This is a genomic window from Phenylobacterium zucineum HLK1, assembly GCF_000017265.1.
In the GTDB taxonomy this organism is placed as follows: domain Bacteria; phylum Pseudomonadota; class Alphaproteobacteria; order Caulobacterales; family Caulobacteraceae; genus Phenylobacterium; species Phenylobacterium zucineum.
Map to the genome: position 1 here is coordinate 2,633,351 of NC_011144.1, position 14,174 is coordinate 2,647,524.

Sequence of the window (14,174 nt, forward strand, 5' to 3'; positions counted from 1 at the left end):
CTCATTCCGCGGCCGCGCCCCCCGAGGCGCTCAGGGCCTCGAGCTCGCCCGGCAGGGCGTAGGCCCAGCTGGTGATGTCGCCGGCGCCCAGCAGCACGACGAGATCGCCGGGGTGGGCCTCCTCGCGCACCAGCGCCGCCAGGCCGGCGGGGGCCGGAAGCGGCAGCACGCGGCGGTGGCCGTAGCGGCGCAGGCCCTCCACCAGGCTCTCCTTGCCGACGCCCTCGATGGGCGCCTCGCCGGCCGCGTAGACGTCGGCCACGATCACCGTGTCGGCGTCGTTGAAGCAGGCGCAGAAGTCCTCGAACAGGTCGCGCAGCCGGGTGTAGCGGTGCGGCTGGACCACCGCGATCACCTTGCCCTCGCTGACCGCGCGGGCGGCCTTCAGGACCGAGGCGATCTCCACCGGATGGTGGCCGTAGTCGTCCACCACGCGCACGCCGCCGGCCACGCCCGTGGTCGTGAACCTGCGCTTCACCCCGCCGAAGGCCGCCAGGCCCTTGCGGATGGCGTCGGGCGAGACGCCGAGCTCCCGGGCCACGGCGATGGCGGCCAGGGCGTTCTGGACGTTGTGCTGGCCGGCCATCGGCAGCAGCAGGTCGTCGAAGCTGATGAAGCCGCCGTCGCGCGGCTGGATCACCACCGAGAAGCGGGCGCCCTCGGGGCCCATGCGGATGTTGTGCGCGCGCACCTCGGCCTGGGGGTTCACGCCGTAGGTCACGAGCCGGCGGTTCTCGACCCGCGCGGTCATGGCCTGGACCTCCGGATGGTCGAGGCAGACGGCGGCGAAGCCGTAGAACGGGATGTTCTCGACGAAGTCCTGGAAGGCCTTCTTCACCGCCTCGAAGTCGCCGTAGTGGTCGAGGTGCTCGGGGTCGATGTTGGTGACCACGGCGACGGTGGACTTCAGCTTCAGGAAGGTGCCGTCGCTCTCGTCGGCCTCGACCACGATCCAGTCGCCGGCCCCCACCTTCGCGTTGGTGCCGTAGGCGTTGATGATGCCGCCGTTGACCACCGTCGGATCGAGCCCGCCCGCGTCGAGGATGGCGGCCACCATCGAGGTGGTGGTGGTCTTGCCGTGCGTGCCGCCCACGGCGATCGAGAACTGCAGCCGCATCAGCTCGGCCAGCATCTCGGCCCGGCGGACCAGCGGCAGACGCCGCGCGCGGCCTTCCACCATCTCGGGATTGTCGGGCTTGACCGCCGTCGAATAGACGATGGCGTAGGCGCCTTCGACGTTCTTGGCGTCGTGGCCGATGAAGATCCTCGCGCCCAGCTTCTCGAGCCGCTCGGTATTGGCCGAGGGCTTGGCGTCCGAGCCCTGCACTTGGTAGCCGGTGCGCAGCATGATCTCGGCGATGCCGCTCATGCCGATGCCGCCGATCCCCACGAAGTGGACGGGGCCGATCTCGAAGGGGACGGGGCGGCGATTCATGGAGTCCTGCTAGCGCATCGGCGCGGCGGGGGAAATATATGCCCCCGCACGTTCGTCATCGCGGATCAGCGGCCGCGCGCCGTCTGCTCCACCACGTCGGCGAGGCGCTCGGCGGCGTCGGGGATGGCCACCGAGCGGGCGGCCTCGGCCATGCGCTGCAGGCGGGCGGGGTTGGTCAGCAGCTTCTCGAGGGCGTTGGCCATGGTGTCGACGGTGAGCTGGTTCTCGCGCGCCACCTCGGCGCCGCCGGCGTCGGCGAGCAGGCGCGCGTTCTGCCCCTGGTCGTCGTCGAGGGCGATGGCCAGCGGCACCAGGATCGACGGCTTCCCGGCGATGGCGAACTCGCAGACGGTGCCCGCGCCGGCGCGGCCGACCACCAGGTGAGCCTCGCGCAGGCGGCCGGCGATGTCGCGGAAGAATGGGGCGATCTCGGCGTCCACCAGGGCGTCGCGGTAGGCGCGGCGGGCGGTGTTCATGGACTCCGGCCGGGTCTGCTGGTGGACGGTCAGCCGGCGGCGCAGGTCCTCGGGCAGCGCCTTCACGGCCTCGGGCACCAGTTCCGACAGCAGGCGCGCGCCCTGGCTGCCGCCGGTGACCAGCAGGCGCACCGGCCCGTTCGGCTCGGGCGGGACGTAGGGGACGTCGGCCAGCGCCCGGATCGGCGGGCGCACCGGATTGCCGACCACGACGGCGCGGCCGGCCACCTTCGGCGGGGCCTTCTTCAGCGTCGGGAAGGCGCAGGCGACCGTGCGGACGTGGGGCGCGAGGATGCGGTTGGTCCGGCCCATCACCGCGTTCTGCTCGTGGATCACCGTCGGCCGGCGGTCCAGGATCGCGGCCACCAGCGCCGGGGCCGACGGGTAGCCGCCGAAGCCCACCACCACGTCGGGGCCGATCTCGCGGAAGGCGGCGCGGGCGTGCATCGCCCCGCGCAGCACGGCGAAGCCGGCCCGCATCATGCCCACCGGGTCGCCCGGCCGGTAGGTGGCCGCCGAGAGGCCGATGCGGCGCTCGGCCGGGAAGTCCTGGGCCAGGCCCGCGACCCGCTCGTCCGAGGCCAGCACGATCCGCCAGCCGCGGGCGATCAGGGCTTCGGCGAGCGCCTGGGCGGGAAAGAGGTGGCCGCCGGTGCCCCCGGCGGCGACGACTGCTGTCTTACGCATGATCCCCCAAAGGGTTAGGCGAAGGCGCCCGCCTTGGCGAGGCCCTCGGTCGGGGTGTAGGCGCCCGGCCGGCGGCGCGTGAGCGCCAGCGCCATGCCCAGCGTCAGGCCCATCGCCAGCATGGACGAGCCGCCATAGCTGATGAACGGCAGGGTCATGCCCTTGGTCGGGATGAGGTTCAGGTTCACGGCCACGTTGATGATCGCCTGCTGGCCCACCAGCACGAAGAGGCCGGCGGCGGCCACCTGCTCGAACGGATCGGTCAGCTTCATGGCCCTGTAGAGGCCGCGGATCACCACGAAGGCGAACAGCGAGATCAGGAGCAGGCTGAAGATCAGCCCGTACTCCTCGGCGCCCACGGAATAGATGAAGTCGGTGTGCAGGTCGGGCACGTGGCGCTTCATCACGCCCTCGCCCGGGCCGCGGCCGAACAGGCCCCCGGCCGAGATCGCCTCGGCGGCGCGGTCCACCTGGTGGGTGTCGGCCTTCTCGGGGGAGAGGAAGCGGTCCACCCGGCTCGCCACGTGGGGGAACAGGAAGTAGGTCGAGGACAGGCCCGCGACCGCCAGCGCCCCCAGCAGCATCACCCACGAGAGCGGCACGCCGGCCATCCAGAACGCCGCCCCGAAGGCCACCGTGATCAGCACCGTCTGGCCGATGTCGGGCTGGATCAGCAGCAGGCCGATCGAGACCACGTAGAGACCGAAGGCGATGGAGACGCCGGGCACGCCCTGCCCTTTCTGCCCCTCGGCGAACATCCACGAGACGAGGATGATCAGGGCCGGCTTCATGTACTCGGACGGCTGGAAGGTGAAGCCGCCGAACTCGATCCAGCGCGTCGCGCCCTTGGCGCTGTGGCCGATGAACGGCAGGGCGATCATCACCGCGATGGCGAACAGCCAGATGAAGAACGCAGCCCTGCGGATCCCCTTCACGTCCAGCATCGAGACGCTGACCAGGATGAAGGCCGAGGCGGCGGCGAAGACGCACTGGCGCACCGCGAAGTGGAACGGATCGCCCACGTTCATCCGAGCGGCGGCCGCCGGGCTGGCGGCGAACGACATCAGGACGCCGATGAAGATCAGCACGCCGACCACGCCCAGCATCCAGCGGTCCACCGTCCACCACCACACGCCGAGCGGCGAGCGGTCCGAACGCGGAAAGGCGTGGGCCTGGGAGACGTTGTTCACCGGGCTCATGCGGCGTCCGCCTGGCCGTCGGCCAGCTTCTGGACGGCGGCGCGGAAGGCCTCGCCGCGTTCCTCGAAGTCGGCGAACTGGTCGAACGAGGCGCAGGCCGGCGACAGCAGCACGATCGCCTCCTGACCCGCGGCCCGGGCGTCCGCGTAGGCCTGGCGCACGGCGGCCTCGATGGTCCCGCTTTCGACGGCGGGCGCCTTGCCGCGCAGCACGTCGGCGAAGGCCGGCGCGGCCTCGCCCACCAGGTAGGCCTTCTCGATGCGCGGGAAGAGGTCGATGAGGCCGTCGATGCCGCCGGTCTTCGGCAGGCCGCCGGCGATCCAGTAGAACTTCGGGTAGCTGGACATCGCCTGCCGCGCGGCGTCGGCGTTGGTGGCCTTGCTGTCGTTGACGAAGCGGACCTTGCCCAGCACCGCCACGGTCTCCATCCGGTGCGCGAGCCCGGGGAAGGTCATCAGGTGCTGGGCCGCCTCCTCGCCCGAGATCCCGAGCCCCCTGGCGGCGGCGTAGGCGGCCGCCGCGTTCTGCCAGTTGTGGCGGCCGGGCAGCGAGCGGGCCCGCTTCAGGTCGGCCACTTCCTGGGCGCGCTCGCCGGTGGCGTCGTAGAGCAGGCCGTCCAGGGCGTAGACCCCGCGGCTCATGGCCTTGGACGCCGAGACCGGCACGATGGTGCGGCGGTTGGCGGCGGTGATCTCGGTGCAGATCCGCTGGCCCCAGGGATCGTCCACGCCGATGACGGCGGTGTCGCCCTTGCCCTGGTTCAGCAGGATGCGGCGCTTGGCGGCGACATACTCGTCCATCGTCCCGTGCCGCTCGAGGTGGTCGGGCGAGATGTTCAGGATCACGGTGACGTCGGCATGCAGCGAGGACGTCAGGTCCAGCTGGTAGGACGACAGCTCCAGCACGTAGACCGCCCCGCCGTGCATGTCCTCGAGGCCCAGCACGCCGTAGCCGATGTTGCCGCCGATCCGAACGTCGCGGCCGGCCTCGGCGCAGATGTGGCCGATCAGCGCCGTGGTCGTGGACTTGCCGTTGGTGCCGGTGATGGCGACGATCTTCGGCCGCTTGTGCTCGGGCGCGGCGTTGACGGTACGGGCGAAGAGCTCGATGTCGCCCACGATCTCGGCCCCGGCCTCGCGGGCCCGCTCGACGGTCCAGTGCGGCGCCGGATGGGTCAGCGGCACGCCGGGCGAGAGCATGACGGCGGCGAACTCCCGCCAGTCGGCCCGGGTCAGGTCGGTCAGCTCGAAGCCCTCGGCCTGCGCAGCTTCTCGCGCGGCCGGCTTGTCGTCCCAGAGCGCCACCTTGGCCCCGCCGGCGACGAGCGCGCGCGCGGCGGCCAGGCCCGTGCGGGCCAGGCCGAACACGGCGACCGTCCGTCCCTCGAAGCCGCTGACCGGGATCATCTGACCGCGCGCCCTCCCCTACCTGAGCTTCAGGGTGGCGAGGCCCACGAGGGCCAGCATGATGGCGACGATCCAGAAGCGGATGACGACGGTCGATTCCGACCAGCCCAGCTTCTCGAAGTGGTGGTGGATCGGGGCCATCAGGAAGATCCGCCGGCCGGTGCGCTTGAACCAGGCGACCTGGATGATCACCGACAGCGTCTCGGCAACGAACAGGCCGCCGATGATCGCCAGCACGATCTCGTGCCGGGTGGCGACGGCCACCGCGCCCACCGCCCCGCCCAGGGCCAGCGAGCCGGTGTCGCCCATGAAGATCTTGGCCGGCGGGGCGTTGTACCAGAGGAAGCCCAGCCCCGAGCCGATCAGGGCGCCGCAGAAGACCGCGATCTCGCCCACGCCCGGCACGAAGTGGAGCTGCAGGTAGTTCGAGAAGACGTAGTTGCCGACCAGGTAGGCGATCAGGCCGTAGGCCGCCGCGGCGATCATCACCGGCACCGTGGCCAGGCCGTCGAGGCCGTCGGTGAAGTTCACGGCGTTCGCCGCGCCCACGATGATGAAGGCGCCGAACAGCAGATAGCCCCACGAGAGGTCGACGAAGTACTGCTTGAAGATCGGGAAGGTCACCGAGGTCAGCAGCTCGGGGTTCTCGGGCGGCTTCTGGGCGAAGACGATGATGATCAGCACCGCCGCCATGGCGATGAACGCCTCGAGCGCCAGCCGGATCTTGCCCGAGACCCCCGCCGTCGTCTGGCGGGTGACCTTGGCGTAGTCGTCGGTGAAGCCCAGCAGGCCGTAGCCGGCGGTGACCAGCACGACCGCCCAGACGTAGGGGTTCGACAGGTCGCTCCACAGCAGCGTGCCCACCAGCAGGCCGGCCAGGATCATCACCCCGCCCATGGTCGGCGTGCCGGCCTTCTCGATCACGTGGCGCTCGATGCCCTCGGCGCGGATCGGCTGGCCCTTGCCCTGCTTGGCCTGCATCCAGCGGATGAAGCGCGAGCCCATGGCCACGACCACGAACTGGGCCGTGAAGATCGCAAGGCCGGTCCGGAAGGTCTGGTATTTCAGCAGGTTGAGGATCGGGACATAGCCCGACGCCGCGAACTGTTCGTACAGCCAGTAGAACATCAGGCGCCCTCCCCCGACCGGGAATCGAGCGCGGACAGGGCGGCCGCGATCGCGCCCGCCTTCGATCCGTTCGACCCCTTCACCATCACCACGTCGCCGGGCTCTACGGCCTGGACGACCTGCGGCGCGAGTTCGGCCGCGGACTCGGCGTAGCCGCCGCGGCGAGTCGGCGGAAGGGCGTCCCAGAGGGATTTCATCAGCGGGCCGGCGCAGAAGACGAGGTCAATCGCCGCAGCCTCCAGCGGCTCGGCGAGGCCGCGGTGGAAGGCCTCAGCCTCCGGCCCCAGTTCGAGCATGTCGGTCAGGGCCACGATGCGCCGACCGGCGGTCTCCCGCGCGCCCAGGGTGGCGATGGCCGAGGCCATGGAGATCGGGTTGGCGTTGTAGCTCTCGTCGATCAGCGTGAAGGCGCCGGCGCCCTTGCGGACCTGCGCCTCGGCGCCGCGGCCGGCCAGCGGCTCGAACGAGCCCAGGGCGGCGAGACCGTCGTCCAGGTCGACGCCCAGCGCCTCGAGCATCAGCAGCACGGCCATGCTGTTCAGGCCCCAGTGCAGGCCGGTCTGCAGGATCGGGAAGTCGAGCGCCTTGCCGTGCAGGCGGGCCTGCACGACCGCGTGGCCCGCGGGAACCTGGAAGTCGATCAGCCGCGCGTCGCACGCCTCGCCCGTCCCGAACGTGCGCACCGTCGCGCCGGCCCGCTCGGCCTCGCCCTTCAGCAGGTCGAACCAGCGGTTGTCGGCGTTCAGAACGGCGACGCCGCCGGGCTCCAGCCCCTCGAAGATCTCGGCCTTGGCGCGCGCCACGCCCGCCTCCCCGTCAGGGAAGTTCTCGGTGTGGACGGGCCCCACCGTCGTGATCACGACGGCGTGCGGCCGGACCATCCTGCTCAGCGGCCGGATCTCATCGGCGTGGTTCATGCCGATCTCGAACACCGCGCGGGCGGTGCCCCGCGGCATCCGCGCCAGGGTCAGCGGCACGCCGATGTGGTTGTTGTAGGACTTCACCGACGAGTGCGCCGGGCCGGCCAGGGTCAGGCCGGCCATGATCGCCTGGGTGACGCTGGTCTTGCCGACCGAACCGGTGACCGCACCGCGCCGGGCCTGCGGCGCGCGCTCGCGGGCGGCGGCGCCCAGCTTCTCCAGCGCGTGCAGGGTGTCGGGCACCATCACCGCCGGGCCGAACACCTGGCGCGAGGCGATGACGCCGGCCGCGCCCTTCTCGAAGGCCTGCTCCACGAACTCGTGGCCGTCGCGCACGCCGGCCAGCGCCACGAACAGGTCGCCCGGCTGGATCGTGCGGGTGTCGATGGAGACGCCGCCCGCGCGGAACGCCTGGCCCGCCAGCTTGCCGCCGGTCGCGGCCGCGATCTCCTCGGCGGTCCAGAGGGGCTCAGCCATGGACCAGCTCCAGCGCCTGGGCCGTCTCGGCCACGTCATCGAAGGGGTGGGTCACGCCGCCCACGATCTGGCCCTGCTCGTGGCCCTTGCCGGCGACCACCAGGATGTCGCCGTCGCGCAGCATCGCCACGGCCTCGCGGATCGCCTCGCGGCGGTCGCCGATCTCGGCCGCGCCCGGGCAGCCCGCCAGCACCTCGGCGCGGATCGCCGCCGGGACCTCCGAGCGGGGGTTGTCGTCGGTGACGATGGCGACGTCGGCCAGCTCGCCCGCCACCTTGCCCATCAGCGGCCGCTTGCCGCGGTCGCGGTCGCCGCCGGCCCCGAACACCACGATCAGCCGCCCGCGAACGTGGGGACGCAGCGCCTTCAGCACCGTCTCCAGGCCGTCGGGCGTGTGGGCGTAGTCCACATAGGCCTCGCCGCCGCGGGCGCCCTGGCCCACGCGCTGCAGCCGTCCCGGCGCGCCCTCCAGCGCCTCCAGCCCGGCGAACACCTCCTCCAGCGTCAGGCCGGCGGCCCAGCAGAGGCCGGCGGCCACCAGGGCGTTCGACGCCTGGAACCCGCCCGCCAGCGGCAGGCGCACGTCGTGAGAGCGGCCCTCGGCCATGATCCGCAGCCACTGGCCCTCGGGCAGCAGCTCGCGCTTGGCCAGCTTCAGGGTCGCGCCGGTCTCGCCAACCGGCATCACCCACTGGCCGGCGATCACGGCGGCGGCGGCGAAGGCCGGGAAGGCGTCGGAGTCGGCGTTCAGCACCGCCGTGCCGCCGCGCGGCAGCAGGGTCTCGAACAGGCGAAGCTTGGCGGCCCGGTAGGCCTCCATCGTGCCGTGGTAGTCGAGGTGGTCCTGGGTCAGGTTCAGGAAGCCGGCGGCGGTCAGCTTCACCCCGTCCAGCCGGCGCTGGTCCACCCCGTGCGAGGAGGCTTCCATCGCGAAGTGGCTGACGCCCATGCCGGCGATCCTCGCCAGCATCTCGGCGACGTCGGCGGCGTCGGGCGTGGTGAGGCCGGGGGGCGTGAGCTGCTCGTGCGTCCCGTCGGGCCGCGAGACGGTGACGCCCAGGGTGCCCATGCTGGCCGAGGTGCGGCCGGCGCGGGCGAACATCTGGCGGCAGAAGTTGGCCACCGAGGTCTTGCCGTTGGTGCCGGTGACGGCGACGCAGACCTGCGGCTGGCGTCCCCAGAACTCGGCCGCGGCCAGGGCGTAGGCTCGGCGGGGGTCCTTGGCCACGATGGTCGGGACGGGCAGGCCGAGGTCGCGGTCGGCGATCACCGCGGCGGCGCCGGCCTGGATCGCGGCGGCGGCGAAGCTGGCGCCGTCCACCTTCGTGCCCGGCAGGGCGGCGAACAGCGTGCCGGCCCGCACCTTGCGGCTGTCGGCGGTGACGCCGGTGATCTCGGGATCCGCCGGCAGGCCGCGCTTCACGATGGCCGAGAGGCGCTTCACTGGCCCTCCCCCATCGGCGCGGCGCCCGCGGGCGCGATCTCGGCGAGCTCGGGCTGGCGCTCGACGCCCAGGAACGGGGCGATGCGCTCGATGACCCGGCCGGCGGCCGGCGCGGCCACCCAGCCGCCGGTGGCGTAGCCGGCGCTGCGGGCGGTGCCGTGCGGCTCGTCCAGCAGGATCAGCACGAAGTAGCGCTTGGCCTCGGCCGGGCCGCTGGTGGGGAACACGGCGGCGAACGAGGAGACCTGACGCTCGTGGTTGTAGGCGCGGATCGCAGGATCGTACTTCTCGCCGGTGCCGGTCTTGCCGCCCACCGACAGGCCCGGGATGTTGGCCGACCGGCCGCTGCCCGCCTCGCCCGCCACGTTGGCGCGCATGATCGACAGCATCTGCAGGGACGTGCGCTCGGACATCACCCGGGGACCGTCGACTGCCGCACCGGGTTCCAGCTTGCGGATGGTCAGCGGCACGAGGCGCCCGCCGTTCAGGATCGCGCCCATGGCCCGGGCGAGCGCCAGCGGGCTGACGTTGATGCCGTGGCCGAAGGAGGTGGAGGCCACCGCGTCCTCGTCCCACTTGCGCGGGGTCAGGGGCCGCGCGGACTCGATCAGCTCCACCGGCGCGGGCTTGGTCAGCCCCAGGCCGTCGAAGTAACGGCCCATGCGCTCGGGGCCGATGCCCACGGCCAGCTTGGCGGTGCCGATGTTGGACGAGTGCTGGAACACCTCGACCAGGGTCAGGACCTTCCGGGCGGCGTGGTAGTCGTGGATCGTCCGGTAGCCCAGCTTGAAGGGCTCGCGCGCGTCGAAGGTCGTGTTCGGAGTGGCGACGCCGGCGTCGAGGCCGATGGCGACGGTGAACGCCTTGAACGTCGAGCCCATCTCGAAGACCGAGGCGGCCGCGCGGTTGGTGCGCACGTAGTCGGTGGCCTGGCCGGGCTTGTTCGGGTCGAAGGTCGGCCAGCTGGCCATCCCCAGGATCTCGCCGGTGTGCACGTCGGTGACGAGGCCCACCGCGCCCTTCGGGGTGAACTCGTGGACGGCCTTCCACAGCTCGTCCTCCAGCGCGCCCTGGACGCGCAGGTCGATGGACAGGGGGACCTGGCCGCCGGCCGCGGCGCGGATCTCCTCGTTCAGCGCGGCCTCGGCGCCCGACAGGCCCTCGCCCCCGGTGTCTGAGAAGCCGATGACGTGGGCGGCGCTCGCGCCCAGCGGATAGACGCGGCGCTGCTCGGGCTCGAAGCTGACGCCGGGCAGGCCCAGGGCGTGGACGCGATTGCGTTCGGCGGGCGTCAGGGCGCCCATCACGAACAGGCGGCGCTGGCCGCGCAGGGCGCGTTCGAGGCGCGCCCTGTCGAGGCCCGGCAGGGCGGCCAGGAGCTGGCGGCGGGTCTCCTCGGTCTCCCAGATCTCGCGCGGATCGATGTAGAGGCCGTAGTGCAGCAGGTCGGCCGCCAGCAGCATGCCGTTGCGGTCGACGAGATCGGCGCGGGAGACTCCGGCCGGCGCGATGCGGCCGCCGCCCCGGGCGTCCGAGAAGAGCGCCGCGCGCGTAGCGCCCACCGACAGCCAGACGAAGCCCAGCACGAACAGCACCAGCACGAAGAAGATGCGCAGGCGCGTGTCGTCCTCGGCGCGGCCCGAGGCGCGAGCCCGCTCGAAGGCGTGCTCGAGACCCCAGATGCGCTCCTTGAACCAGCGCGAGACGGCCGAGCCGCCGAAGGCCTGCTGGCCCAGGCTCATCGCCCGGCCTCGGCGATCCGGAGGCTGCGGCCTTCCGGCGGCGGGGGCGGCGGCACGCCGGGGGTGGCGTCGCTCTCGTTCACCATGGCGGCCACGGCGGACGGGGCCTTGTCCTTCTTCGGCGGGCCGGCGCGGGCGATGTCCATGAGCTGCTCGACCGTCGCCTCACGGCTGACGGTGACCGGCTCCATGTTCAGGTATTCGACGGACAGGCGCTCGATGCGGCCGGGCTGCTCCAGGTGCGCGACCTCGGCCTGCAGCAGGCGGATGCGGGCCTTCTCGGCCTTGATCTGGCGTTCGATCTTGGCGATCTCGGCGCGTTCGTCCCCGGCCATGGTCTTGGCCAGGTAGACCCCCAGGATCACCACCACCAGCAGGCCGACGCCGACCAGGTCCACCAGCCGGAAACCGCGAATGCGGCGGTTCAGCAGGTTCATGCCGCATCCCTCCAGACCGGCGCGTCGGTGCGCACGGCCGCCCTCAGCTTCGCCGAGCGGGCTCGGGGGTTTGCCGCCACCTCCGTCTCGGACGGCCCGCGGGCGCCGTTGAACAAGAGCTGGAAGCTGGGCGCCGGGCCTTGGCGGACCGGGGGCGCGTGGCGCGATCCCGCCGGCGTTCTACCCGCTCGCACCGAGAGGAAGCTCTTCACGATTCTGTCTTCCAGCGAATGGAACGTGACGACGCAGAGGCGGCCCTCCGGCTTCAGGACGCGCTCGGCGGCCGCAAGGCCGGCCTCCAGTTCGGATAGCTCCTCGTTCACGGCGATACGAAGGCCCTGGAAGGCCCGGGTCGCCGGGTGGATCTTCGCGCCGCGGCGGCCGCCCAGCGCCTTCTCGATGAAGTCCGCCAGCTCCAGGGTGCGGGTGAAGGGCTGCTCCTCGCGCCGGCGCGCGATGGCGCGGGCGATGCGGCGGCTCTCGCGCTCCTCTCCATAGACGAAGAAGATCCGCGCGAGCTCGGCCGGCTCGGCGGTGTTCACGAGGTCGGCGGCGGTGGGCCCGCTCGCGCCCATGCGCATGTCCAGCGGCCCGTCCTGCATGAACGAGAAGCCGCGCTCGGCCTGGTCGAGCTGCATGGACGAGACGCCGAGGTCCAGGGCCACGCCGTCGGCGGCGCCCTCGCCCAGCACCTCGTCCATCTCGGAAAAGCGCGCCTCCACCAGGCGGAAGCGGTCGGCGGGAAGCCCCTCGGCGAAGCGCCTGACCGTGGGGTCGCGGTCGAAGGCCACCACCGAGGCGCCGGTCGCCAGGATCGCGCGGGTGTAGCCGCCGGCGCCGAAGGTCCCGTCGATGATCGTCCGGCCGGGCGCAGGGGCGAGCGCGTCCACGACCTCTTGCATCAGGACGGGGACGTGCGGGGTCGTCATCCGGCGCTCCCCTGTCCGGAGTGGGCGAGGCGTGCGGCCCGCTGCTGGGCGCGCAGTTCGGCCAGCCCCTGTCGGGCCAGCTCGCGCTGGGCGGCGCGGTGAGCGTTGAAAGCCTCGCGCTCCCAGATCTGGAAGCGGTCGCCGAGCCCCACGATGGTGACCCAGTCGGTCAGGCCGAACAGGTCGCAGAGGCTTTCGGGCAGGGTGATGCGGCCGGCGGTGTCGAACGACAGCTTGGCCATGCCGCCGAGGACCGAGGTCTCCAGAGCCGAGCGCAGGGGATCGCCGAACTCCAGCTCCTCGATCACGCCGTTGTAGCGGTCGAACAGGGCCTTGCCGCCGCCTTCGATGCAGTCGGCCTCGATGGAGGGGAAGCAGAAGACGCCGTCGAAGGGGCCGGCCGCCAGCGCGCGGAATTCCTGCGGCACGACGATGCGCCGCTTGGCGTCCAGTTGCTTCTCGAAGGTCGAGAGAAACATCCCGCCCCAGGTCCCCTGCCGCGTCCGCCGACCACCGCTCCGCCCCAACGCGGTTTTGGTTAGCGAGACGTTGATTGGGGTATCATGGGATTAATTGGGACACAATGACTCCGAATGACTATTTGCGGCTGAAACAAGAGCCTCGCAGCCAAGTATGGTTAACGCTCTTTAGTTATCCACAGAACATACACTGAACTACTCGCGCCGCCTGATCGGCGCACTGGGCGCTTCGACTTGTGGAAGGGGATCAGACGGCCTGTAAGCCGGGTTCTGTGCCGCCCCGCCCGAGGGCGGAGCGCGGCGATCATTCCTCTGGACCGGCCCTCGCGGACCGGTTCTCGCGACCTACCCGGATCCCTCGGGCCGGCGGCGGCCCTACCGGCCCCTTTCCCGAAGGAGAGGCGCCGGCGCGGAATCCCTATTCGGTCTTGCTCCTGGCGGGGCTTGCCATGCGGCCTCTGTCACCAGCGACCCGGTGGGCTCTTACCCCACCCTTTCACCCTTACCCTGCTCCGCACGAGGCTTCGCCGGGCGGTTTGCTTTCTGTGGCGCTATCCCTGGGGTCGCCCCCGGCGGGCGTTACCCGCCGCCATGCCGTCGTGGAGCCCGGACTTTCCTCGACCCGCCCGAAGGAGGGCCGCGACCGCCCGGCCGTCTGATCCGCGAGGAGAGATGGGCCGGCGCAAGGGCGCGGTCAAGCCGAGAGCCGCAGCAGCGCGATCAGCCGCGCCCGGGTCTCGCCGTCGGCGATCCCGTCGATCCGCTCGGGACGCCAATGGCGCTGGAAGGCCGAGACCACCGTCGTGGTGTCGGCGTCGAACCGGCCCGAAGGCGGCAGGTCGTATCCGAGGCGGGTGAGCCCCGCCTGCAGGGCGAAGACGGCCGCGCCCTCCTCCCCCTCGCCGATCGGCGCGCCGGGGGCCGGCGCCGCCTCGGCCCACAGGCCATGACCGGCCTGCGCGAGGCGCTTCCACGGGAACAGCTCGCCGGGGTCGATCTTGCGGTCGGGGGCGATGTCCGAGTGGCCCACGATGCGGCCGTCCTCGATCATCCAGCGGCTGCGGATGTCGGCGAGCAGCGCGATCACCGCCTCGACCTGCGGCTCGGGAAACGGCCGGTAGCCGAACTCGTGGCCCGGATTGACGATCTCGACGCCGATCGAGGTGTCGTTGAGATTGCGCTGGCCCTTCCAGAACGAGACCCCGGCGTGCCAGGCGCGCCGCTCCTCGGGCACCAGGCGGAAGACCCGGCCGTCCTCCTCCACCAGGTAGTGGGAGGAGACCTTGGCCTCGGGATCGCGCAGACGGTCCAGGGCCGCCTGCCCCGTCTCCATCCCCGTGTAGTGCAGGACGATCGTGTCCGGCGGGGCGAGGCGGGCGTTGAAGTTGGGCGACGGCGCCTCGATGAGCGTCATG

12 protein-coding genes and 1 other RNA gene are annotated in these 14,174 nt (G+C 71.9%); all 13 read right to left on the reverse strand.

All coding sequences use genetic code 11. The features are described from left to right. Position 1 precedes the first annotated feature (1 nt). The gene (gene murC / locus PHZ_RS12850; RefSeq protein ID WP_012522873.1) at positions 2 to 1,435 is read right to left on the reverse strand and encodes a UDP-N-acetylmuramate--L-alanine ligase; all 1,434 of its coding nucleotides are present in this window, start codon (positions 1,433 to 1,435) and stop codon (positions 2 to 4) included. 65 nt (positions 1,436 to 1,500) lie between these two features. Beyond that, complete coding sequence (gene murG / locus PHZ_RS12855) at positions 1,501 to 2,598, reverse strand: undecaprenyldiphospho-muramoylpentapeptide beta-N-acetylglucosaminyltransferase (protein WP_012522874.1); 1,098 nt, start codon at positions 2,596 to 2,598, stop codon at positions 1,501 to 1,503. Positions 2,599 to 2,612: 14 nt separating this feature from the next. Beyond that, the gene (gene ftsW, locus PHZ_RS12860) at positions 2,613 to 3,797 is read right to left on the reverse strand and encodes a putative lipid II flippase FtsW (protein WP_041373514.1); all 1,185 of its coding nucleotides are present in this window, start codon (positions 3,795 to 3,797) and stop codon (positions 2,613 to 2,615) included. Beyond that, a complete protein-coding gene (gene murD, locus PHZ_RS12865) occupies positions 3,794 to 5,203 on the reverse strand; it encodes a UDP-N-acetylmuramoyl-L-alanine--D-glutamate ligase (protein ID WP_012522876.1) in 1,410 nt (469 codons plus the stop codon). Before murD ends, ftsW begins: the two co-directional genes overlap by 4 nt. 18 nt (positions 5,204 to 5,221) lie before the next feature. Next, entirely contained in the window at positions 5,222 to 6,331 is a 1,110-nt protein-coding gene (gene mraY, locus PHZ_RS12870; RefSeq protein WP_012522877.1) for a phospho-N-acetylmuramoyl-pentapeptide-transferase, read from the reverse strand. Further along, positions 6,331 to 7,728, reverse strand: a complete 1,398-nt coding sequence (locus PHZ_RS12875; RefSeq protein ID WP_012522878.1) for a UDP-N-acetylmuramoyl-tripeptide--D-alanyl-D-alanine ligase — start codon at positions 7,726 to 7,728, stop codon at positions 6,331 to 6,333. Before PHZ_RS12875 ends, mraY begins: the two co-directional genes overlap by 1 nt. Then, entirely contained in the window at positions 7,721 to 9,172 is a 1,452-nt protein-coding gene (locus PHZ_RS12880) for a UDP-N-acetylmuramoyl-L-alanyl-D-glutamate--2,6-diaminopimelate ligase (RefSeq protein WP_012522879.1), read from the reverse strand. Before PHZ_RS12880 ends, PHZ_RS12875 begins: the two co-directional genes overlap by 8 nt. Further along, positions 9,169 to 10,914: a peptidoglycan D,D-transpeptidase FtsI family protein gene (locus tag PHZ_RS12885; protein WP_012522880.1), complete on the reverse strand. Its 1,746-nt coding sequence runs from the start codon at positions 10,912 to 10,914 to the stop codon at positions 9,169 to 9,171. Before PHZ_RS12885 ends, PHZ_RS12880 begins: the two co-directional genes overlap by 4 nt. Continuing rightward, positions 10,911 to 11,351, reverse strand: coding sequence for a cell division protein FtsL (gene ftsL, locus PHZ_RS12890; protein ID WP_012522881.1), 441 nt, complete (start codon positions 11,349 to 11,351; stop codon positions 10,911 to 10,913). Before ftsL ends, PHZ_RS12885 begins: the two co-directional genes overlap by 4 nt. After that, entirely contained in the window at positions 11,348 to 12,280 is a 933-nt protein-coding gene (gene rsmH, locus PHZ_RS12895; RefSeq protein ID WP_012522882.1) for a 16S rRNA (cytosine(1402)-N(4))-methyltransferase RsmH, read from the reverse strand. Before rsmH ends, ftsL begins: the two co-directional genes overlap by 4 nt. After that, entirely contained in the window at positions 12,277 to 12,759 is a 483-nt protein-coding gene (locus PHZ_RS12900; protein ID WP_012522883.1) for a division/cell wall cluster transcriptional repressor MraZ, read from the reverse strand. The genes rsmH and PHZ_RS12900 overlap by 4 nt, the downstream gene beginning before the upstream one ends. A 243-nt stretch (positions 12,760 to 13,002) precedes the next feature. Continuing rightward, positions 13,003 to 13,418, reverse strand: an RNA gene (rnpB, locus tag PHZ_RS21945) — RNase P RNA component class A. 35 nt (positions 13,419 to 13,453) lie between these two features. Continuing rightward, positions 13,454 to 14,173, reverse strand: a complete 720-nt coding sequence (locus PHZ_RS12905) for an N-acetylmuramoyl-L-alanine amidase (protein WP_041373515.1) — start codon at positions 14,171 to 14,173, stop codon at positions 13,454 to 13,456. Position 14,174 lies beyond the last annotated feature (1 nt).

What these genes read in the sequence shown, in the direction of transcription:
- murC (WP_012522873.1), bottom strand. Translation starts at nt 1,435, where the DNA reads ATGAATCGCCGCCCCGTCCCCTTCGAGATCGGCCCCGTCCACTTCGTG.
- murG (WP_012522874.1), bottom strand. Translation starts at nt 2,598, where the DNA reads ATGCGTAAGACAGCAGTCGTCGCCGCCGGGGGCACCGGCGGCCACCTC.
- ftsW (WP_041373514.1), bottom strand. Translation starts at nt 3,797, where the DNA reads ATGAGCCCGGTGAACAACGTCTCCCAGGCCCACGCCTTTCCGCGTTCG.
- murD (WP_012522876.1), bottom strand. Translation starts at nt 5,203, where the DNA reads ATGATCCCGGTCAGCGGCTTCGAGGGACGGACGGTCGCCGTGTTCGGC.
- mraY (WP_012522877.1), bottom strand. Translation starts at nt 6,331, where the DNA reads ATGTTCTACTGGCTGTACGAACAGTTCGCGGCGTCGGGCTATGTCCCG.
- PHZ_RS12875 (WP_012522878.1), bottom strand. Translation starts at nt 7,728, where the DNA reads ATGGCTGAGCCCCTCTGGACCGCCGAGGAGATCGCGGCCGCGACCGGC.
- PHZ_RS12885 (WP_012522880.1), bottom strand. Translation starts at nt 10,914, where the DNA reads ATGAGCCTGGGCCAGCAGGCCTTCGGCGGCTCGGCCGTCTCGCGCTGG.
- ftsL (WP_012522881.1), bottom strand. Translation starts at nt 11,351, where the DNA reads ATGAACCTGCTGAACCGCCGCATTCGCGGTTTCCGGCTGGTGGACCTG.
- rsmH (WP_012522882.1), bottom strand. Translation starts at nt 12,280, where the DNA reads ATGACGACCCCGCACGTCCCCGTCCTGATGCAAGAGGTCGTGGACGCG.
- PHZ_RS12900 (WP_012522883.1), bottom strand. Translation starts at nt 12,759, where the DNA reads ATGTTTCTCTCGACCTTCGAGAAGCAACTGGACGCCAAGCGGCGCATC.
- PHZ_RS12905 (WP_041373515.1), bottom strand. Translation starts at nt 14,173, where the DNA reads ATGACGCTCATCGAGGCGCCGTCGCCCAACTTCAACGCCCGCCTCGCC.